We start from the raw sequence: 15381 nt of genomic DNA on the forward strand, positions 1-15381 counted from the left end.
CTCTCTGTGATGTGGCGCCGCGTCAGGCGCGCGCGGCGAGGGCGGTGACCAGCGCCGCCGTCACCTGCTCGATCTGCCACGGGCGGGCGCCGTAGCCCGCGAGGGCCTGCGCCACCGCTTCCGCCTCCAGCCGGTGCGGCGGCTCCCAGCACAGCCGGCGGACCGTGTCCGGGGTGATCAGGTTCTCCTGGGGCAGGTTCAGCCCCTCGGCCAGTGCGGAGACGGCCGCGCGGGCCGCCGACAGCCGTACGGCGGCGGCCGGGTCCTTGTCGACCCAGGAGCGCGGCGGGGGCGGACCGGCCGGGGTCGCCCCGGGCTGCGGCAGCTCGTTCTCGGGCAGCGCCTTCGCCCGGTCCACGGCGGCCATCCACTGCTCCAGCTGGCGCCGGCCCATCCGCTGCCCGTAGCCGGGCAGGGCGGACAGGGCCTGTACGTTCGCCGGGAGGGCGAGGGCGGCCTCGACGATCGCGGCGTCGCCCAGCACCTTGCCGGGCGACACGTCGCGCCGCTGCGCGATCCGGTCCCGCGACTCCCACAGCTCCCGCACGACCGCCATCTGCCGGCGGCGGCGCACCTTGTGCATACCGGACGTACGGCGCCACGGGTCCTTGCGCGGCGGCGCGGGCGGGGCGGCGGCGATGGCGTCGAACTCCTGGTGGGCCCATTCCAGCTTGCCCTGCCGGTCCAGCTCCTCCTCCAGCGCGTCCCGCAGGTCCACCAGCAGCTCCACGTCGAGCGCGGCGTAGCGCAGCCACGGCTCCGGAAGCGGGCGGGTCGACCAGTCGACGGCGGAGTGGCCCTTCTCCAGCGCGTAGCCGAGCACGCTCTCGACCATCGCGCCCAGTCCGACCCGCGGGAACCCGGCGAGGCGGCCGGCCAGTTCGGTGTCGAACAGGGAGGTGGGCACCATGCCTATTTCGCGCAGGCACGGCAGGTCCTGGGTGGCGGCGTGCAGGATCCACTCGGTGCCGGTCAGGGCCTCGCCGAGTGAGGAGAGGTCGGGGCAGCCCACCGGGTCGATGAGCGCGGACCCCGCGCCCTCGCGGCGCAGCTGTACCAGGTAGGCGCGCTGGCCGTAGCGGTATCCGGAGGCGCGCTCGGCGTCGACGGCCACGGGGCCGGTGCCCGCGGCGAAGGCCGCGACCACTTCGGCGAGGGCGTCGGCGTCGGCGACCACCGGAGGGATCCCCTCACGGGGTTCCAGCAGTGGAATCGGCGGCCCATCGGACGAACTGACGACTTCGTCCGGGGGGCCGCCCCCGGTGGTGGTGCGCAGGTCTGCTGCGGTCTCTTGGGCGTCGGTCACCGGTCAAGGGTATCCGTGGATGTGACGCGCCCGTCGCCGGAACGTTCCGTCGACGGGCGCGGGGTGGCAGGGCGGAGGTTCGTCCGGGGTTCACGGGGGATTCGCCCGGGAACCTCGGGGCGGGGTCAGTGGATGATCCCGGTCCGCAGAGCGACGGCGACCATCCCGGCCCGGTCGCCGGTGCCCAGCTTGCGGGCGATCCGGGCGAGGTGGGACTTGACGGTCAGGGCGGACAGGCCCATCGAGACACCGATGGCCTTGTTGGACTGCCCCTCCGCGACGAGGCGCAGGACCTCGACCTCGCGGCCGGAGAGCTCTCGGTAGCCGCCCGGGTGGCTCGGGGCACCCGGGGGGCGGCGGTGCATACGGGCGGCGGCGGCGCCGATGGGTGCGGCGCCGGGCCGGCTGGGGAGCCCGATGTTGGTCCGGGTGCCGGTGACGACGTAGCCCTTCACCCCGCCCGCGAGGGCGTTGCGTACGGCGCCGATGTCGTCGGCGGCGGACAGGGCCAGGCCGTTCGGCCAGCCCGCGGCGCGGGTCTCGGAGAGCAGGGTGAGACCGGAGCCGTCGGGCAGGTGGACGTCGGCCACGCAGATGTCGCGCGGGCTGCCGACTCGGGGACGGGCCTCCGCGATGGACGAAGCCTCGATCACGTCACGTACTCCGAGGGCCCACAGATGGCGGGTCACGGTGGAACGCACGCGCGGGTCGGCCACGACGACCATGGCCGTCGGCTTGTTCGGGCGGTAGGCGACCAGGCTTGCGGGCTGCTCGAGAAGAACGGACACCTAGGCCTCCTGGGGGAGTGGCGGGACGGCCGGCTCGGGGAAGGAAGCCGGTGCGAACCGTGCGGATGGTCACTGACTCCTTCGGCACGTCACCCACCCGGCTTTAGGGAATGATCACGATTTGGTGAGTAACAATTCGGGCAATTCGGACGCACGATCGATCATAGGGTGATCAGAACCCCGCAATGGACGCCCCGTTCCGACACTCCGTTACGGAGTTCGCTCGGGCGTTCCCCGCCGTGGGCGCTCTTTCGGGTCGGCTCGCGCGCCCGTGCGGTCCCGGTCCTACGGGTGGTGCGGACCGCGGCGCTGTGGCAGGGACACCACGCCCGTGACGCTGTCCGTCGGCCCGACCGGCGGCAGCCCGGCGATCTGGCACAGCAGCTCGCACCAGGCGGACAGGTGCGCGGAGGTGTCCGGCACCCCGCCCACGCCCTCGCGCGGCGTCCAGGAGGCTCTGATCTCGATCTGCGTCGCCGGCCGCCGCTCCGCGAGCCCGCCGAAGTAGTGCGAGCCCGCCATGGTCACGGTCCCGCTCGCCTCCCCGTACGCCAGCCCGCGCGCGTCCAGCGCCCCCGTCAGCCAGGACCAGCACACCTCCGGGAGGAGGGGGTCCGTGGCCATCTCGGGCTCCAGTTCCGCCCGTACCAGCGTCACGAGCCGAAACGTTCCGTGCCAGGCGTCGTGCCCGGCCGGATCGTGGAGCAGGATGAGGCGGCCGTCGGCCAGATCGTCCTCGCCGTCCACCACCGCCGCTTCCAGCGCGTAGGCGTACGGGGCCAGTCTCTGCGGCGGCTTCGTGGGGTCGATCTCGATCCCCGGGCGCAGTCTCGCCTTCTTCAAGCCGTCGACCGCCCGCCGGAACGGGAGCGGGACCGAGCTCTCCTTCGCGCTGTCCATACCGTCAGCGCCATCTGAAAATCGTCCCTGAGCCGCAGCCATGCGGGGAAGACTAGGCGGAACGAGCGCCCGTGCGGCGCAGGGACACCCGCGCCGAGCCGGGCAACTCTTCATACGTGCGAAGATTTGGGTCGTGAGTGCCAACGAACGCCCCAAGGGCCAGCCGAGTCAGACGTACGATTCCGCCTTCCTGAAGGCGTGCCGGCGGGAGCCGGTGCCGCACACCCCGGTGTGGTTCATGCGGCAGGCCGGGCGCTCGCTCCCCGAGTACCGCAAGGTGCGCGAGGGGACCCAGATGCTGGAGTCGTGCATGCGGCCCGACCTGGTCACCGAGATCACGCTGCAGCCGGTGCGCCGCCACAAGGTGGACGCGGCGATCTTCTTCTCCGACATCGTGGTCCCGCTGAAGGCCATCGGCGTCGATCTGGACATCAAGCCGGGCATCGGCCCGGTCGTGGCCCAGCCGATCCGCCGCCGCGAGGACCTCGCACAGCTGCGCGACCTCACCCCTGAAGACGTCTCGTACGTCACCGAGGCGATCGGCATGCTCACCGGTGAACTGGGCTCCACGCCGTTGATCGGTTTCGCGGGTGCGCCTTTCACCCTTGCGAGCTACCTGGTCGAGGGCGGTCCCTCGAAGAACCACGAGCACACCAAGGCCCTGATGTACGGGGACCCGGAGCTGTGGGCGGACCTGCTGGACCGCCTCGCGGAGATCACCTCCGCCTTCCTGAAGGTCCAGATCGAGGCCGGCGCCTCCGCGGTGCAGCTCTTCGACTCCTGGGTCGGCGCGCTGGCCCCGGCGGACTACCGCCGCTCGGTGATGCCGGCGTCGGCGAAGGTCCTGGAGTCCGTCGCCTCCTACGGGGTCCCGCGCATCCACTTCGGCGTGGGCACGGGCGAGCTGCTCGGCCTCATGGGCGAGGCCGGCGCGGACGTCATGGGCGTCGACTACCGGGTCCCGCTCGACGAGGCCGTCCGCCGGGTCGGCCCGGGCAAGGCGCTCCAGGGGAACCTGGACCCGGCCGTGCTCTTCTCCACCCCGGAGGCCGTCGAGGCCAAGACGGACGAGGTCCTCGCCGCCGCGGCCGGCCTGGAGGGCCACGTCTTCAACCTGGGCCACGGCGTCCTCCCGACGACGGACCCGGACGCCCTGACCCGCCTGGTGGACTACGTCCACACCAAGACGGCCCGCTGAGCGGAAACCGCACCCGAGCAAGATCGAAACGTCGGTACTGTGCCGTGCATGACATGGCGCAGGCCGACGTTTCGCATATCCGACGGACAGACCATCGCCGGGGCCTGGTGCCTCGTCTGGCGCAGGCACGAGTTGCTGGACGAGCACTACCCCGAGCACCTCTTCGTCTACGCGGACGGAAGGATCACCCTCGGGCAGTACGCGGCGACGGACCTGGCCGGGCTGGCGGAGCAGTTGGCCTCGGGGAAGACCGCACTGGACCGGCCGGACGCGCGCGAGTGGCCCGCCGAGCCGTCGAAGTGGGAGTCCCGCTCGCCCGAGCCGCGGACGGACGAGAGCTTCCTCCTGGAGGTCGCCGACGAGATCGCCCGGCTCGCGGGCCGTCCGTCGGCCGGCGACCGGCTCTGGGAGGCCATCCGGTGCTACCAGCGGGAGACGACGGAGGCCAACCGGTCCCTGCTCCGGGCGGCGTACCTCGCCGTCCCCGCTCACCTGCGGGTCTACGTCCTGGGCGACATGGACCGCCAGGACCGGCCGCTGCGGATCCTGGTGACCGACCTCGGCCAGTCCGTGGACGGGGACGGTCCGGTGGTGACGGAGGCGATGCACCGCGACGCGCGCGCCTACTTCACGGACCGGGACCGGGACGTCGCGCTGGCCGAGGAGCAGCAGGCCGTCCGGTACGCGGACGACCCGGCCGGCGCCCCGCAGCCCCCGGTCGTCCTCTACGAGACCACCTACCCGAGGGGCTGGCCGGACGAGCTCGGCGACTTCGCGCTGCGCAACGACTACGACGCCCCCTTCACGTACGAGGGGGAGACCTACCCCACCGTGGCCCACGGGTACTGGGCCCGCTCCGCCGCCGGCCGGGACGGCCACGACCGCGTCCGCGCCGCCGTCACCGCGCGCGAGGCGCAGGAGACGGGCGGACGGGCGGCGCGGCGCGAGGACTGGTCCGGCGCACGGCTCGCCGTCATGGCCGGGCTGCTGCGGGCCAAGTTCGACCAGCACCCCCGCCTCGCCCAGGTCCTGCTGGCCACGGGGGAGGCGCCGATCGTCTACACCGGGATCTCCGAGGCACCGTTCTGGCGTGACGAGGGCCCCCGCGGCGGACGGAACTGGACGGGCCGCCTCTTGGAACTGGTCCGCTCCGAACTCCGGGCGGAGCGCTACACGCCCGCGGCGCGGACCGCGGAGACGGCCTTGCGGGCCGCCACCAGGACGGGGTCCCAGACCGGGGAGAACGGCGGGGCGTAGCCCAGGTCCAGGGTGACCATCCGGTCCACCGTCATGCCCGCCGTGAGGGCGACCGCCGCGATGTCCACCCGCTTCGCCGAGCCCGCGCCGCCGACGATCTGGACGCCGAGGAGGCGGCCCGTGCGCCGTTCCGCCAGCATCTTCACCGTCATCTCGACCGCACCCGGGTAGTAGCCCGCGGTGTTGGTGGAGGTGATCGTGGCCGTCACGAAGCGCAGGCCCGCCTCCAGCGCGTCCTTCTCGCGCAGCCCCGTACGGGCGATCTCCAGGTCGCAGACCTTGCTGACCGCCGTGCCGACCACCCCGGGGAAGGTCGCGTACCCGCCGCCCACGCCCGAGCCGATGACCTGGCCGTGCTTGTTGGCGTGCGTGCCCAGCGGGATGTGCCGGGTGCGGCCCGCGACCAGGTCCAGGACCTCCACGCAGTCACCGCCCGACCAGATGTTCTCGTGGCCGCGGACCCGCATGGAGAGGTCGGTGAGGATGCCGCCCGACGGGCCGAGCGGGAGGCCGGCGGCGCGCGCGAGGGCCGTGCGCGGCTCCACGCCGATGCCGAGCACGACCACGTCCGCCGGGTACTCGTCCCCCGTCGCCGTGGCCACCGCGCGGACCCGGCCCTCCTCGTCGGTGAGGACCTTCGTGACCTCGGCGCGGGAGACCGTACGGATGCCCATGCCGTTCATCGCGCTGTGCACCAGGCCGCCCATGTCCGGGTCCAGCGTGGCCATCGGCTGCTCGCCGCGGTGCAGGACGGTGACCTCGTACCCCCGCCCGACCAGGGCCTCCGCCATCTCCACGCCGATGTAGCCCGCGCCGACGACGACCGCCCGGCGGCCCTCCGTGCGCTGCAGCGTGTCCATCAGCCGTCGGCCGTCGTCCAGGGTCTGGATGCCGTGGACCCCGTGCGCGCCGATGCCCGGGATCCGGGGACGGACCGGGCGGGCGCCCGTCGCGAGGACGAGTTTGTCGTAGCCCGTCCAGGATTCGGATCCGCCGTCCAGATCGCGGGCGCGGACCCGGCCGCCCGCGAGGTCCAGCTCCACCACCTCGGTCCGGGTGCGCACGTCGATGTCGCGCGCCCGGTGTTCCTCGGGGGTACGGGCGATCAGGTCGTCCCGCTCGCCGACCAGGCCGCCGATCCAGTACGGGATCCCGCACGCCGAGTACGAGGTGAAGTGCCCGCGCTCGAAGGCGACGATCTCCAGCTCCGCCGGGCCCTTGAGCCGCCTGGCCTGTGACGCGGCGGACATGCCCGCCGCGTCACCTCCGACCACCACGAGTCGTTCCGTCGCCATCGCCCGCACCGTCCTCAGCCGCCGCCGTCGTCTACGGGGACACGCTACGGGCGCGGGTGCGCTCAGTCCTCCCCTTCGGCCCCGTTCCGGTCCGCCGCGGACGGCGCCGCCGGGACGGACTGGCGGGGCACCCGGGCCGGGGCGGGCCCCGCCGTCGTCTTCGGCTTCGCCGGGCGCAGCTTGCGGTACACCCGGAACCCGAGCGCCAGCAGGCCCGCCGCCAGTGCGAACGGCAGCACGGCGGCCGCGGCGAGCACCAGGTACCGCACGAGCGTGGAGAACACCTTCCAGCCGCCGCTGAGGGCGTCGCCGAGGCCGGGATCCTCCTTCTTCGCCTTCTCCGCCTGCGGCGGGGCCGGCTCCGAGACCTCCAGGGTGATCGTCCCCATCGAGGTCTGGTCCTTCAGGGCCGTCTGCTGCGCGAGCAGCGACTCCAGATCGGACTGGCGCCGGCTGAGCTCGCTCTCCAGCATCACCACCTCGCTCAGCGCCGAGGCCCTGCCCATCATCTCCCGCACCCGGGCCACGCTGGCCTGCTGGGACGCGACGCGGCTGCCGATGTCGGCGACCTTCTCGGTGACGTCCTGCGCGTCGACCTTGCGGTGCAGGAGCTTGCCGCTGCCTTCCATCGCGCTGAGCACCGCGTCGTAGCGCTCGCCCGGCACCCGGAGGGTCAGCGTGGAGGTCATCCGGCCGTCCGCGCCGCGTCGGGTCGACTCGTTGCCGACGTAGCCGCCCGCGCCGTCGGCCGCCGAACGGGCTGCCGCGAGGGTCTTCTGGGCGTCCGCCGTCTCGATGCCGAGGGTCGCCGTACGGATGACGTTGGGGCGGACCGCGGGCTGCTGCTGCCCGTTCTTGCCGGCCGCTTCGGGCGCCGACGCGGGGGGAGCCGCCGCCGCTCCCTGCGCGCCCTCCTGGGCCTTGCCGCCCTGGGCGGGAGCGACCGCCGCCTTGTCGCCGGCGCCGTCCCGGCTCCCGTCGGCGCCGCAGCCCGTGAGCGCGAGGGCTCCGGCCAGGGACAGGGCGGCCAGGGCCGTCGCGGAGCGCTGTCTGTGCGGAGTGCGCATGGTGTCAAACCCCCGAGGTTCGGCTGGTGTTGCCGTTTCGACGTAAAGGGTCCCGTCGCGGGTTTCACCTCCGCGGTCCCGGGCCGGTCCCGATGCGGTCACGGTCCGGCGTCGGTGATGGGTCTGAGACGATGTGTCCATGCACGAAGCGGACATGCGTACGGATCGACCCGGCCGGACCCGGCACGTCGTGGTCATCGGCGGCGGCATCGCGGGTCTCGCGGCGGCCCACCGGCTGCTCGCCGACGGCGTGCGGGTCACGCTGCTGGAAGCCGGACCGCGGCTCGGCGGCAAGCTGTACGCCGGTGAGCTCGCCGGCGCCCCCGTCGACCTCGGCGCCGAATCCGTGCTCGCCCGCCGCCCCGAAGCCGTGGCCCTCGCCCGGGCCGTGGGACTGGGCGACGCCCTGCAGCCGCCCGCCACCGCCACCGCCCACCTGTGGACCCGCGGCGCGCTGCGGCCCATGCCGCGCGGGCACGTCATGGGCGTCCCGGGCGACCTGGCGCCGCTCGCCGCGTCCGGGGTGCTCTCCGCGGAGGGCCTGGCCCGGGCCGAGGCCGAACGCACGCTGCCGCCCGCCGAGATCGGCGAGGACGTCGCCGTCGGCGAGTACGTCGCCGCCCGCCTGGGCCGCGAGGTCGTCGACCGGCTGGTGGAACCCCTGCTCGGCGGGGTCTACGCGGGCAACGCCTACCGCATCTCCATGCGGGCGGCGGTGCCCCAGCTCTTCGAGGCCGCCCGGACGCACGCGCTGCTGGGCGACGGCGTACGGGAACTGCAGCACCGGGCGCAGGCACAGCCCCAGTCGGCCGGTCCGGTCTTCGCCGGCATCGACGGCGGTATCGGACGGCTCCCGCTCGCCGTGGCCGAGGCCTGCCGGTCCGCCGGAGCCCGGATCGCCACCGGTACCCCCGTGAGCGAGGTCCTCCGTACGGCTGAAGGCTGGCGGGTCGTCGCGGGCTCCGAGGCCATCGAGGCCGACGGCGTGATCGTGGCCACCCCCGCCGGCCCCGCCGCCCGGCTGCTGGACGGGCTCGCACCGGCCGCCGCGGCCGAGCTGCGCGGGGTCGAGTACGCCTCCATGGCCCTGGTCACCATGGCTTTCCGGCGCTCCGACCTGCCGGCCTCCGTCACCGGGGGCGACGCGAGCGGGTTCCTCGTACCGCCCGTCGACGGCCGGACCATCAAGGCCTCCACCTTCTCCAGCAACAAGTGGGCCTGGGCCGGGGCCGATCCCGAGCTCTTCCTGCTGCGCACCTCCGTGGGCCGGTACGCCGACGAGGCGGATCTGAAGCGGGAGGACGGGGAGCTGGTCGAGGTCTCGCTCGTCGACCTGGGCGAAGCCGTGGGCCTCGCGGCCCGGCCGGTGGCCTCCACGGTCACCCGCTGGGACGGCGGGCTGCCCCAGTACCCGGTCGGCCACCTCGGCCGGGTGGCCAGGATCCGCACCGCCGTCGCGGCCCTGCCCGGCCTCGCGGTGTGCGGCGCGCTCTACGACGGGGTGGGCATCCCGGCGTGCATCGCCAGCGCGGAGAAAGCCGCGGATGCGGTGATCGTCTCACTGGGGGCGGGTTCGGTACCCCTGGCACAGACCACTGATCTGCACACGGGACAATAGGCACATGACTGCTCCAGAGAAGATTCCCAACGCGGGGAAGAAGGCGAAGGACCTCAACGAGGTCATCCGCTACACCCTGTGGTCCGTCTTCAAGCTGAAGGACGTACTCCCGGAGGACCGCTCCGGTTTCGCCGACGAGGTCCAGGAGCTGTTCGACCAGCTGGCCGCCAAGGACATCACCGTCCGCGGCACCTATGACGTCTCCGGCCTGCGCGCCGACGCGGACATCATGATCTGGTGGCACGCGGAGACCGCGGACGAGCTGCAGACCGCGTACAACCTGTTCCGCCGCACCAAGCTGGGCCGCGCGCTGGAGCCGGTCTGGTCGAACATGGCCCTGCACCGCCCGGCCGAGTTCAACAAGTCGCACATCCCGGCCTTCCTGGCCGACGAGGTCGCCCGCGACTACGTCAGCGTGTACCCCTTCGTGCGCAGCTACGACTGGTACCTGCTGCCCGACGAGGACCGTCGCCGCATGCTCGCCGACCACGGCAAGATGGCCCGGGGCTACCCGGACGTGCGCGCCAACACCGTCGCCTCGTTCTCCCTGGGCGACTACGAGTGGCTGCTGGCCTTCGAGGCCGACGAGCTCTACCGCATCGTCGACCTCATGCGTCACCTGCGTGCCTCCGAGGCCCGCATGCACGTCCGTGAAGAGGTGCCCTTCTACACCGGACGCCGCAAGTCCGTCGCCGATCTGGTGGCCGGGCTCGCCTGATACCTCCCCTGGGGGGAAGGGCCGGAGGAACTGACTCATTCCTCCGGCGGATCGGGAGGCCCTGCCCCCGAAACGACGCAGCCGGAGATCCCGCCCGGAAGTTCAGACGACTGGCGGCAGCGGTGCCCTGTGGGCGCTCGCTGCCCGGTCGTCCAGCGACACCGGTGCGGGCTCCGGATGCGGCGGACACGTGACACGCCGTCCCGCGATGTCACCTGTCAGCAGATACCGCTCCACGTGACGGTCCACGCAGTCATTGCGTCCGCCGACCACTCCGTGGGTGCCGGATCCTTTCTCCGTGACCAGCGCGGCCTCGGCGCCGAGCCGCCGCTGGAGCTCCAGCGCGCCTGGGTACGGGGTCGCCCCGTCCCGCTCCGCCGCGACGATCAGCGTGCGCGGCAGCCGGGCCGGCCGCGCCCCGACGTCCACCGGCCGCCGCCGCGCGCGCACCGGCCAGTCGGCGCACGGCAGGTTCAGGAAGGCGTTGGCCCAGGTCTCGAAGGGAGCCGTACGGGCCAGTCCGGTGTTGTCGCGGTCCCAGGTCTCCCAGTCCGCGGGCCAAGGGGCGTCGTTGCACAGCACCGCCGTGTAGACGGCCGTCGCGTTCTCGGCCTCGGCCGCGGCCGCCGGGTCGGGAGCCGCCTGCCGTACGAGCTCCGCCGGATCGCCGCGCAGGAACGACGCCAGGGCCGCCGCGCGGTCCGGCCACACGTCGTCGTAGTAGGCGGCCTTGAGGTAGGCGGCCTGGAGCTCGCCGGTGCCGACGCGGCCGCCGGCGGGGGTGCGGGCCACCGCGTCCCGGACGCGCTCGTAGCTCGCCCGCACGGCCTCCGGGGTGGAGCCGAGGCCGTACGTGGCGTGGTGGCGGGCCGCCCAGGCCCGGAAGTCGTACCAGCGGCGCTCGAATCCGGGTGCCTGGTCGAGGTTGTTGCGGTACCAGACGCGGCGCGGGTCGGGATCGACCGCCGAGTCGAAGACCATGCGGCGGACGTGGCCCGGGTACAGGGTGGCGTACACCGCGCCGAGGTAGGTCCCGTACGAGGCGCCCATGAAGGTCAGCTTCTCCTCGCCGAGCGCGGCGCGCAGTACGTGCAGATCGCGGGCGTTGTCCGGCGTCGTGTAGTACGGCAGGGCGGCGCCGGCCCGCCGCGCGCAGCCGCGCCCGTACGCCCGGGCTTCGGCGGCGCGCCGCTCCTTGTACGCGGGGGAGGGACGGGCCGGGACCTGGGTGGGGCCCCCGGTGCGAGCGGCGGGGTCCTGGCAGGACAGCGGGGCGGAGCGGGCGACGCCGCGCGGGGCGTAGCCGACGAGGTCGTAGGCGGCGGCGATCCGCTCCCACCCGGGGAGTCCGGCGACGAGCGGGAAGTACATGCCGGAGGCGCCGGGTCCGCCGGGGTTGTGGACGAGCGCGCCCTGGCGGGCGGCGCCGCGGGCACCGCTCGCCGGGACCCGGCTGACGGTCAGGGAGATCTGCGGGCCGTCGGGGCGGGCGTAGTCGAGCGGTACGCGCAGGGTCGCGCAGCGCACGGGCGCGGACAGCCCCTCGGCCGCGGGGCAGGCCCCGAAGCGGAGGCCGGAGGCGGCGGCGCGTCGGGCGGCGAGGCCGGCGCCGGCCGACTCGGCGGCGGGGCGGGGCTCGGCGGCGGCGGGGGTGGCGCCGCACACGGTGAGGGAGAGGACCGCCGCTGCGGCTCCGTGGCGTACCAGTGCCGTCCACATGGCGACCCCTTCATCTCATCGGTCCGTCCGATGAGATTCCAGGGCCACCTCCCTGTACAGCCGGCGCCGGGTGTGTCGGGATCCGTACCCCCCTTGCCACGCGATCCGCCCCCGGTTGCCGTAGCGCTCCTCCAAGCCGTACCGGGATCAGGAGCTGCTGGAACAGCTGGAGCCGGACGAACTGCTGCAACTCGAACTGCTGCCGCCGCCACAGCTGGAACTGCTGCCCGAGCAACTGGAGCTGCTGCTTCCGGAGCAGCTGGAGCCGCTTCCCCCGCAGCTGCTGCCGGACGACCCGCAGCCCGATCCCGAGCCACAGCTCGAACCGCCCCCTCCGCTCCCGCCGCCGTCGCTCGCGGCGCACCAGACCACCGGCAGGACGTCGGCGGAGGACGTGTGCGAGGAGCCCGGGTCCGAGTGGTGCGGACGGGATCGCGACTGGGCCGCGGCCAGCCGGGTGCCGCGCGCGGCGGGCACCAGCTGCCCGCGCAGGTACGGGTCCCGCAGGCCCCGCAGGCCGGACAACGCGGTCTGCGCCTGCGGGGTCCGGTCGTTCACGTAGCGCGCGCGGATGTCGCGCAGCGCCCGCTGCCCGGCCGGGGTGATCCGCGCTCTGGCCCGCGCCGCGCAGATCCCGCCCGCCACGATTCCGAGCAGCAGGACGGGCAGCACCTTGACGATGAACGGCACCTGCGTGCCGGGGTCGACGGCGAACCCGACGAAGGTGAGCGGCAGCGACACCGGCACGAGGAATCCGCACACCACGGCCTGGGTCAGGCCCCAGCGCCGCCATGTCCGCCCCCATCCGGGCGGCGAGAGCAGCCCGCGGGCGGCCAGCGCGTCCCCGGTCTCCTGGACGGCCGGGTCGAGCATGGCGGCGTAGCGCAGCTGGTAGAGCCATCCCGAGGGCGCGCCGCGGTGAGCCTGCAGGACCGCGCGCTCGGCGGGGTCGCCCGCCCGCGCCCCGGGGCTCACGTGGACGATCCCGGGGCCGCCCATGATCAGCCGGCCGTCCCCGAGCATCGAGACGAGGGCGGTGTCCACGACGTTGCCGGGGCCGCCCGTCATGAACGCGGCCTCGGACAGGTCGTGGAGGACCGGCGCCGGTCCGGCCGGACGCGGCCGGGCCCGGCGCAGGCCGAGGAAGAGCAGGCCGCTGGAGGCGGCGACGGCGATCCAGAGGGCGAGGGCGAGGAGGTTCACGCGGCCCTCCCCACGAGGGCCCGGGCCCAGCGCGCCACCCGCCGGGGCGGCCGCGCCCCGGCCCGGTCGCGCCACCACGCCGTGAGCCGGCGCCGGGCGGCCGGGTCGGCCGGCAGGTCCTGGATCAGCAGGTGCTCGGCGAAGTCCAGCGCGTCCCGGCGGTATCCGCCGGTCATGGGACGGCCCTTGGCATAGGCGAGGAAGGCAGTGCGGTACGGCTCGTCACCGCCCAGGATCGAGGGCAGCTCCGGAGCCAGCCTGGCCACCACGTCGGCCCGCTTGGCGGCCAGTGCCCGGGCCTGCACCCGGATCCGCTGCCGGTCGAACCCCTCGGGCACGGGCGTTCCGGCCACCAGCGCCGACAGCAGCGCGGCCTGCCCGAGCCCTACGCGGGTACGCGCGGCCCCGTCGTCCCCGGCGGGGCGGGGATCCGGTGCGGCAACGGGCCGGTCGGGTGCTGCGGGTGCATCGGGTGCGGCGGGTGCGGCAGAGCCGACGGGGACGCCGGGGGCGGCGGGTGCCGTGGCCGCCGGGCCCGCCGTCAGTACCGCGCGGATCGCCGCCAGCTCGCCCGCCAGCTCCGGCTCCGGCGGGAAGTCGTCGTCCCGCTCCAGGAGGACGCCCGGCGGGTCCACCCGGGAGCGGAGCTCGGCGAGCACGTCGAGGACCAACGGCGGCACCGGGTGGGCGTGCGTGTCGTGCCAGACACCGCCCCGTTCGACCCCGCCCGCCACGTGTACGTACGCCAGCGCCTCCAGCGGGATCGCGTCCAGCACGGCGGCCGGGTCCTCGCCCCGGTTGACCCGGTTGGTGTGCAGGTTGGCCACGTCGATGAGCAGCCGCACACCGGTCCGCTCGACCAGCTCCGTCAGGAACTGCCCCTCCGTCAGCTCCTCGCCCGGCCACGAGATCAGCGCGGCGATGTTCTCCAGCGCGAGCGGCACGGGCAGCGCGTCCTGCGCGATGCGTACGTTCTCGCACAGCACGTCCAGCGCGTCGCGCGTGCGCGGCACCGGCAGCAGGTGCCCGGCCTCCAGCGCGGGCGAGGAGGTGCGGACGAAGGCGATGTGCTCGGTGACGAGCGGCGCCCCCAGCGCCACCGCCCGTTCCCCGAGCGCCGTCAGCTTCGCCGGGTCGGGGCGATCGGCGCCGCCGAGGCCCAGCGAGACCCCGTGCGGCACGACGCGGGTGCCCCGCTCGCGCAGCCTCAGCAGAGCCTCGGGCAGGTGGCCCGGGCAGATGTTCTCGGCCACCACCTCGACCCAGTCCAGGCCGGGCAGCCGCTCGACGGCGTCCGCGATCTCCGGCCGCCAGCCGATGCCCACCCCCAGGTGTGCCATGGGCTTCATGTCTTTCGCCCCCCTCCCGGCGCATCTCATCGCGCCGTGTGCCGAAGTGATGGCCCCGGCGGAGTCGAGCCAACCGCGAAGAGGGACGTTCAGAGCAACATTTGAGGTTCCGCCGGACCGGAGAAAGTCCGTCCGACCGGGAAGTCCGTCAGAGCCGGGCCCGCAGGGCCGGGTGGTCGGAGACCACCGTCGCGCTGCCGGGAGCGATCTCGGTGAAACCGGCATCGCGGACGACCGGCAGCCCGCCGGTGCTCAGCTCCGCCCACCGCTCGCGCGGCGCCGTCCGTACGGCCAGTGCGAAACCGGACTCCTGCCAGGCGGCCCGCTCCGCGTCCGTCAGCTCCCACCACGCCAGTTGCGCGGCGTGCCCGGCCTGGGCCATCGCCTTGCCCGCCGACATGTCGAGATCGGGGTTGAGCCACAGCACGGGCAGGTCCGGCCCGGTGGCCGCGGTGACCGGCTCCGGGTCGTCCAGGTCGGTGCCCGACACCTGGAGCTTGGCGAGCTCCTTGGGCCAGCCGTCCAGGGGCACCGGCGGGAAGACCCGTACCTCCGAGGTGTCACCGTGCACCGTGACGCCGGGCAGGGTCTGCGCCTTGCGCCACTCCGCCCCGCGCGCCCGGCGGACCACCTTGCGGATCCGCGCGTCCTGCCAGTCGCGGACGGCCTCGGCCCACTCGCCCTCGCCCCGCGACCGCTCGTCGGTCAGCAGGACCAGCACCGCGCGGGCCGCCGTCTGAAGCGCGTCCGTCCGGGCGGGCGGCTCGGCCTTCTCGATCCGCACCACCAGCGGCAGGACGAACTGCGGGGCCTCGTCGCGCAGGACGTGCTCCTGCCGGAAGGGGCTGTCCGCCCCGACCGCGGGTACGCCGGTGGTGTCGTCGGTGTGCTGGCTGCTCATCCCGCCAAGGATGCCAGGCTCCGCCTTCAGGATGATGCCCCGGGTGGGCGCTCCGGGTGAGG

13 protein-coding genes are annotated in these 15381 nt (G+C 74.2%); 4 read left to right on the forward strand and 9 right to left on the reverse strand.

Annotation, left to right across the window (positions count from 1 at the left end; translation table 11 throughout):
* Positions 1 to 22 precede the first annotated feature (22 nt).
* The 3 genes from OG429_RS29245 to OG429_RS29255 all read right to left on the reverse strand — a co-directional run bounded on the left by OG429_RS29245 (position 23) and on the right by OG429_RS29255 (position 3036).
* Positions 23 to 1306: a ribonuclease D gene (locus OG429_RS29245; RefSeq protein WP_328928230.1), complete on the reverse strand. Its 1284-nt coding sequence runs from the start codon at positions 1304 to 1306 to the stop codon at positions 23 to 25.
* A 125-nt stretch (positions 1307 to 1431) separates the two neighbouring features.
* On the reverse strand, positions 1432 to 2094 hold the full coding sequence (locus tag OG429_RS29250; protein WP_069922445.1) for a helix-turn-helix transcriptional regulator: 663 nt from the start codon (positions 2092 to 2094) through the stop codon (positions 1432 to 1434).
* A 285-nt stretch (positions 2095 to 2379) separates the two neighbouring features.
* The gene (locus OG429_RS29255) at positions 2380 to 3036 is read right to left on the reverse strand and encodes a DUF3000 domain-containing protein (RefSeq protein ID WP_328928231.1); all 657 of its coding nucleotides are present in this window, start codon (positions 3034 to 3036) and stop codon (positions 2380 to 2382) included.
* Positions 3037 to 3127: 91 nt separating this feature from the next.
* Here OG429_RS29255 and hemE point away from each other — a divergent pair, with 91 nt between their 5' ends.
* Both hemE and OG429_RS29265 read left to right on the forward strand, forming a co-directional pair.
* Positions 3128 to 4192: a uroporphyrinogen decarboxylase gene (hemE, locus tag OG429_RS29260; protein WP_328928232.1), complete on the forward strand. Its 1065-nt coding sequence runs from the start codon at positions 3128 to 3130 to the stop codon at positions 4190 to 4192.
* A 48-nt stretch (positions 4193 to 4240) separates the two neighbouring features.
* The gene (locus OG429_RS29265; protein ID WP_328928233.1) at positions 4241 to 5449 is read left to right on the forward strand and encodes an NADAR family protein; all 1209 of its coding nucleotides are present in this window, start codon (positions 4241 to 4243) and stop codon (positions 5447 to 5449) included.
* On the opposite strand, the gene OG429_RS29270 is transcribed toward OG429_RS29265, so the two are convergent.
* A complete protein-coding gene (locus OG429_RS29270; protein WP_328928234.1) occupies positions 5362 to 6744 on the reverse strand; it encodes an FAD-dependent oxidoreductase in 1383 nt (460 codons plus the stop codon). The two genes, OG429_RS29265 and OG429_RS29270, sit on opposite strands and share 88 nt — an antisense overlap.
* A gap of 62 nt (positions 6745 to 6806) precedes the next feature.
* Entirely contained in the window at positions 6807 to 7811 is a 1005-nt protein-coding gene (locus tag OG429_RS29275) for a DUF4349 domain-containing protein (protein ID WP_328928235.1), read from the reverse strand.
* A 139-nt stretch (positions 7812 to 7950) separates the two neighbouring features.
* Between OG429_RS29275 and hemG the strand changes: the two genes are divergently transcribed.
* The gene (hemG, locus tag OG429_RS29280) at positions 7951 to 9429 is read left to right on the forward strand and encodes a protoporphyrinogen oxidase (protein WP_405921960.1); all 1479 of its coding nucleotides are present in this window, start codon (positions 7951 to 7953) and stop codon (positions 9427 to 9429) included.
* A gap of 4 nt (positions 9430 to 9433) precedes the next feature.
* On the forward strand, positions 9434 to 10147 hold the full coding sequence (gene hemQ, locus OG429_RS29285) for a hydrogen peroxide-dependent heme synthase (protein ID WP_328928237.1): 714 nt from the start codon (positions 9434 to 9436) through the stop codon (positions 10145 to 10147).
* 102 nt (positions 10148 to 10249) lie between these two features.
* Here the strand turns inward: hemQ and OG429_RS29290 are convergent, their stop codons facing one another.
* The 4 genes from OG429_RS29290 to OG429_RS29305 all read right to left on the reverse strand — a co-directional run bounded on the left by OG429_RS29290 (position 10250) and on the right by OG429_RS29305 (position 15319).
* A complete protein-coding gene (locus OG429_RS29290; protein WP_328928238.1) occupies positions 10250 to 11866 on the reverse strand; it encodes an alpha/beta hydrolase in 1617 nt (538 codons plus the stop codon).
* Positions 11867 to 12013: 147 nt separating this feature from the next.
* A complete protein-coding gene (locus tag OG429_RS29295) occupies positions 12014 to 13069 on the reverse strand; it encodes a TIGR04222 domain-containing membrane protein (protein ID WP_328928239.1) in 1056 nt (351 codons plus the stop codon).
* The gene (locus tag OG429_RS29300; protein ID WP_328928240.1) at positions 13066 to 14418 is read right to left on the reverse strand and encodes a DUF692 domain-containing protein; all 1353 of its coding nucleotides are present in this window, start codon (positions 14416 to 14418) and stop codon (positions 13066 to 13068) included. The genes OG429_RS29295 and OG429_RS29300 overlap by 4 nt, the downstream gene beginning before the upstream one ends.
* Positions 14419 to 14566: 148 nt before the next feature.
* Complete coding sequence (locus tag OG429_RS29305; protein WP_328928241.1) at positions 14567 to 15319, reverse strand: aminoacyl-tRNA hydrolase; 753 nt, start codon at positions 15317 to 15319, stop codon at positions 14567 to 14569.
* Between the last annotated feature and the right edge of the window lie 62 nt (positions 15320 to 15381).

This window comes from Streptomyces sp. NBC_00190 (assembly GCF_036203305.1).
GTDB lineage: Bacteria > Actinomycetota > Actinomycetes > Streptomycetales > Streptomycetaceae > Streptomyces.

What these genes read in the sequence shown, in the direction of transcription:
- hemQ (WP_328928237.1), top strand. Translation starts at nt 9,434, where the DNA reads ATGACTGCTCCAGAGAAGATTCCCAACGCGGGGAAGAAGGCGAAGGAC.
- OG429_RS29290 (WP_328928238.1), bottom strand. Translation starts at nt 11,866, where the DNA reads ATGTGGACGGCACTGGTACGCCACGGAGCCGCAGCGGCGGTCCTCTCC.
- OG429_RS29265 (WP_328928233.1), top strand. Translation starts at nt 4,241, where the DNA reads ATGACATGGCGCAGGCCGACGTTTCGCATATCCGACGGACAGACCATC.
- OG429_RS29300 (WP_328928240.1), bottom strand. Translation starts at nt 14,418, where the DNA reads ATGAAGCCCATGGCACACCTGGGGGTGGGCATCGGCTGGCGGCCGGAG.
- OG429_RS29270 (WP_328928234.1), bottom strand. Translation starts at nt 6,744, where the DNA reads ATGGCGACGGAACGACTCGTGGTGGTCGGAGGTGACGCGGCGGGCATG.
- hemG (WP_405921960.1), top strand. Translation starts at nt 7,951, where the DNA reads ATGCACGAAGCGGACATGCGTACGGATCGACCCGGCCGGACCCGGCAC.
- OG429_RS29275 (WP_328928235.1), bottom strand. Translation starts at nt 7,811, where the DNA reads ATGCGCACTCCGCACAGACAGCGCTCCGCGACGGCCCTGGCCGCCCTG.
- OG429_RS29255 (WP_328928231.1), bottom strand. Translation starts at nt 3,036, where the DNA reads ATGGCTGCGGCTCAGGGACGATTTTCAGATGGCGCTGACGGTATGGAC.
- OG429_RS29305 (WP_328928241.1), bottom strand. Translation starts at nt 15,319, where the DNA reads ATGAGCAGCCAGCACACCGACGACACCACCGGCGTACCCGCGGTCGGG.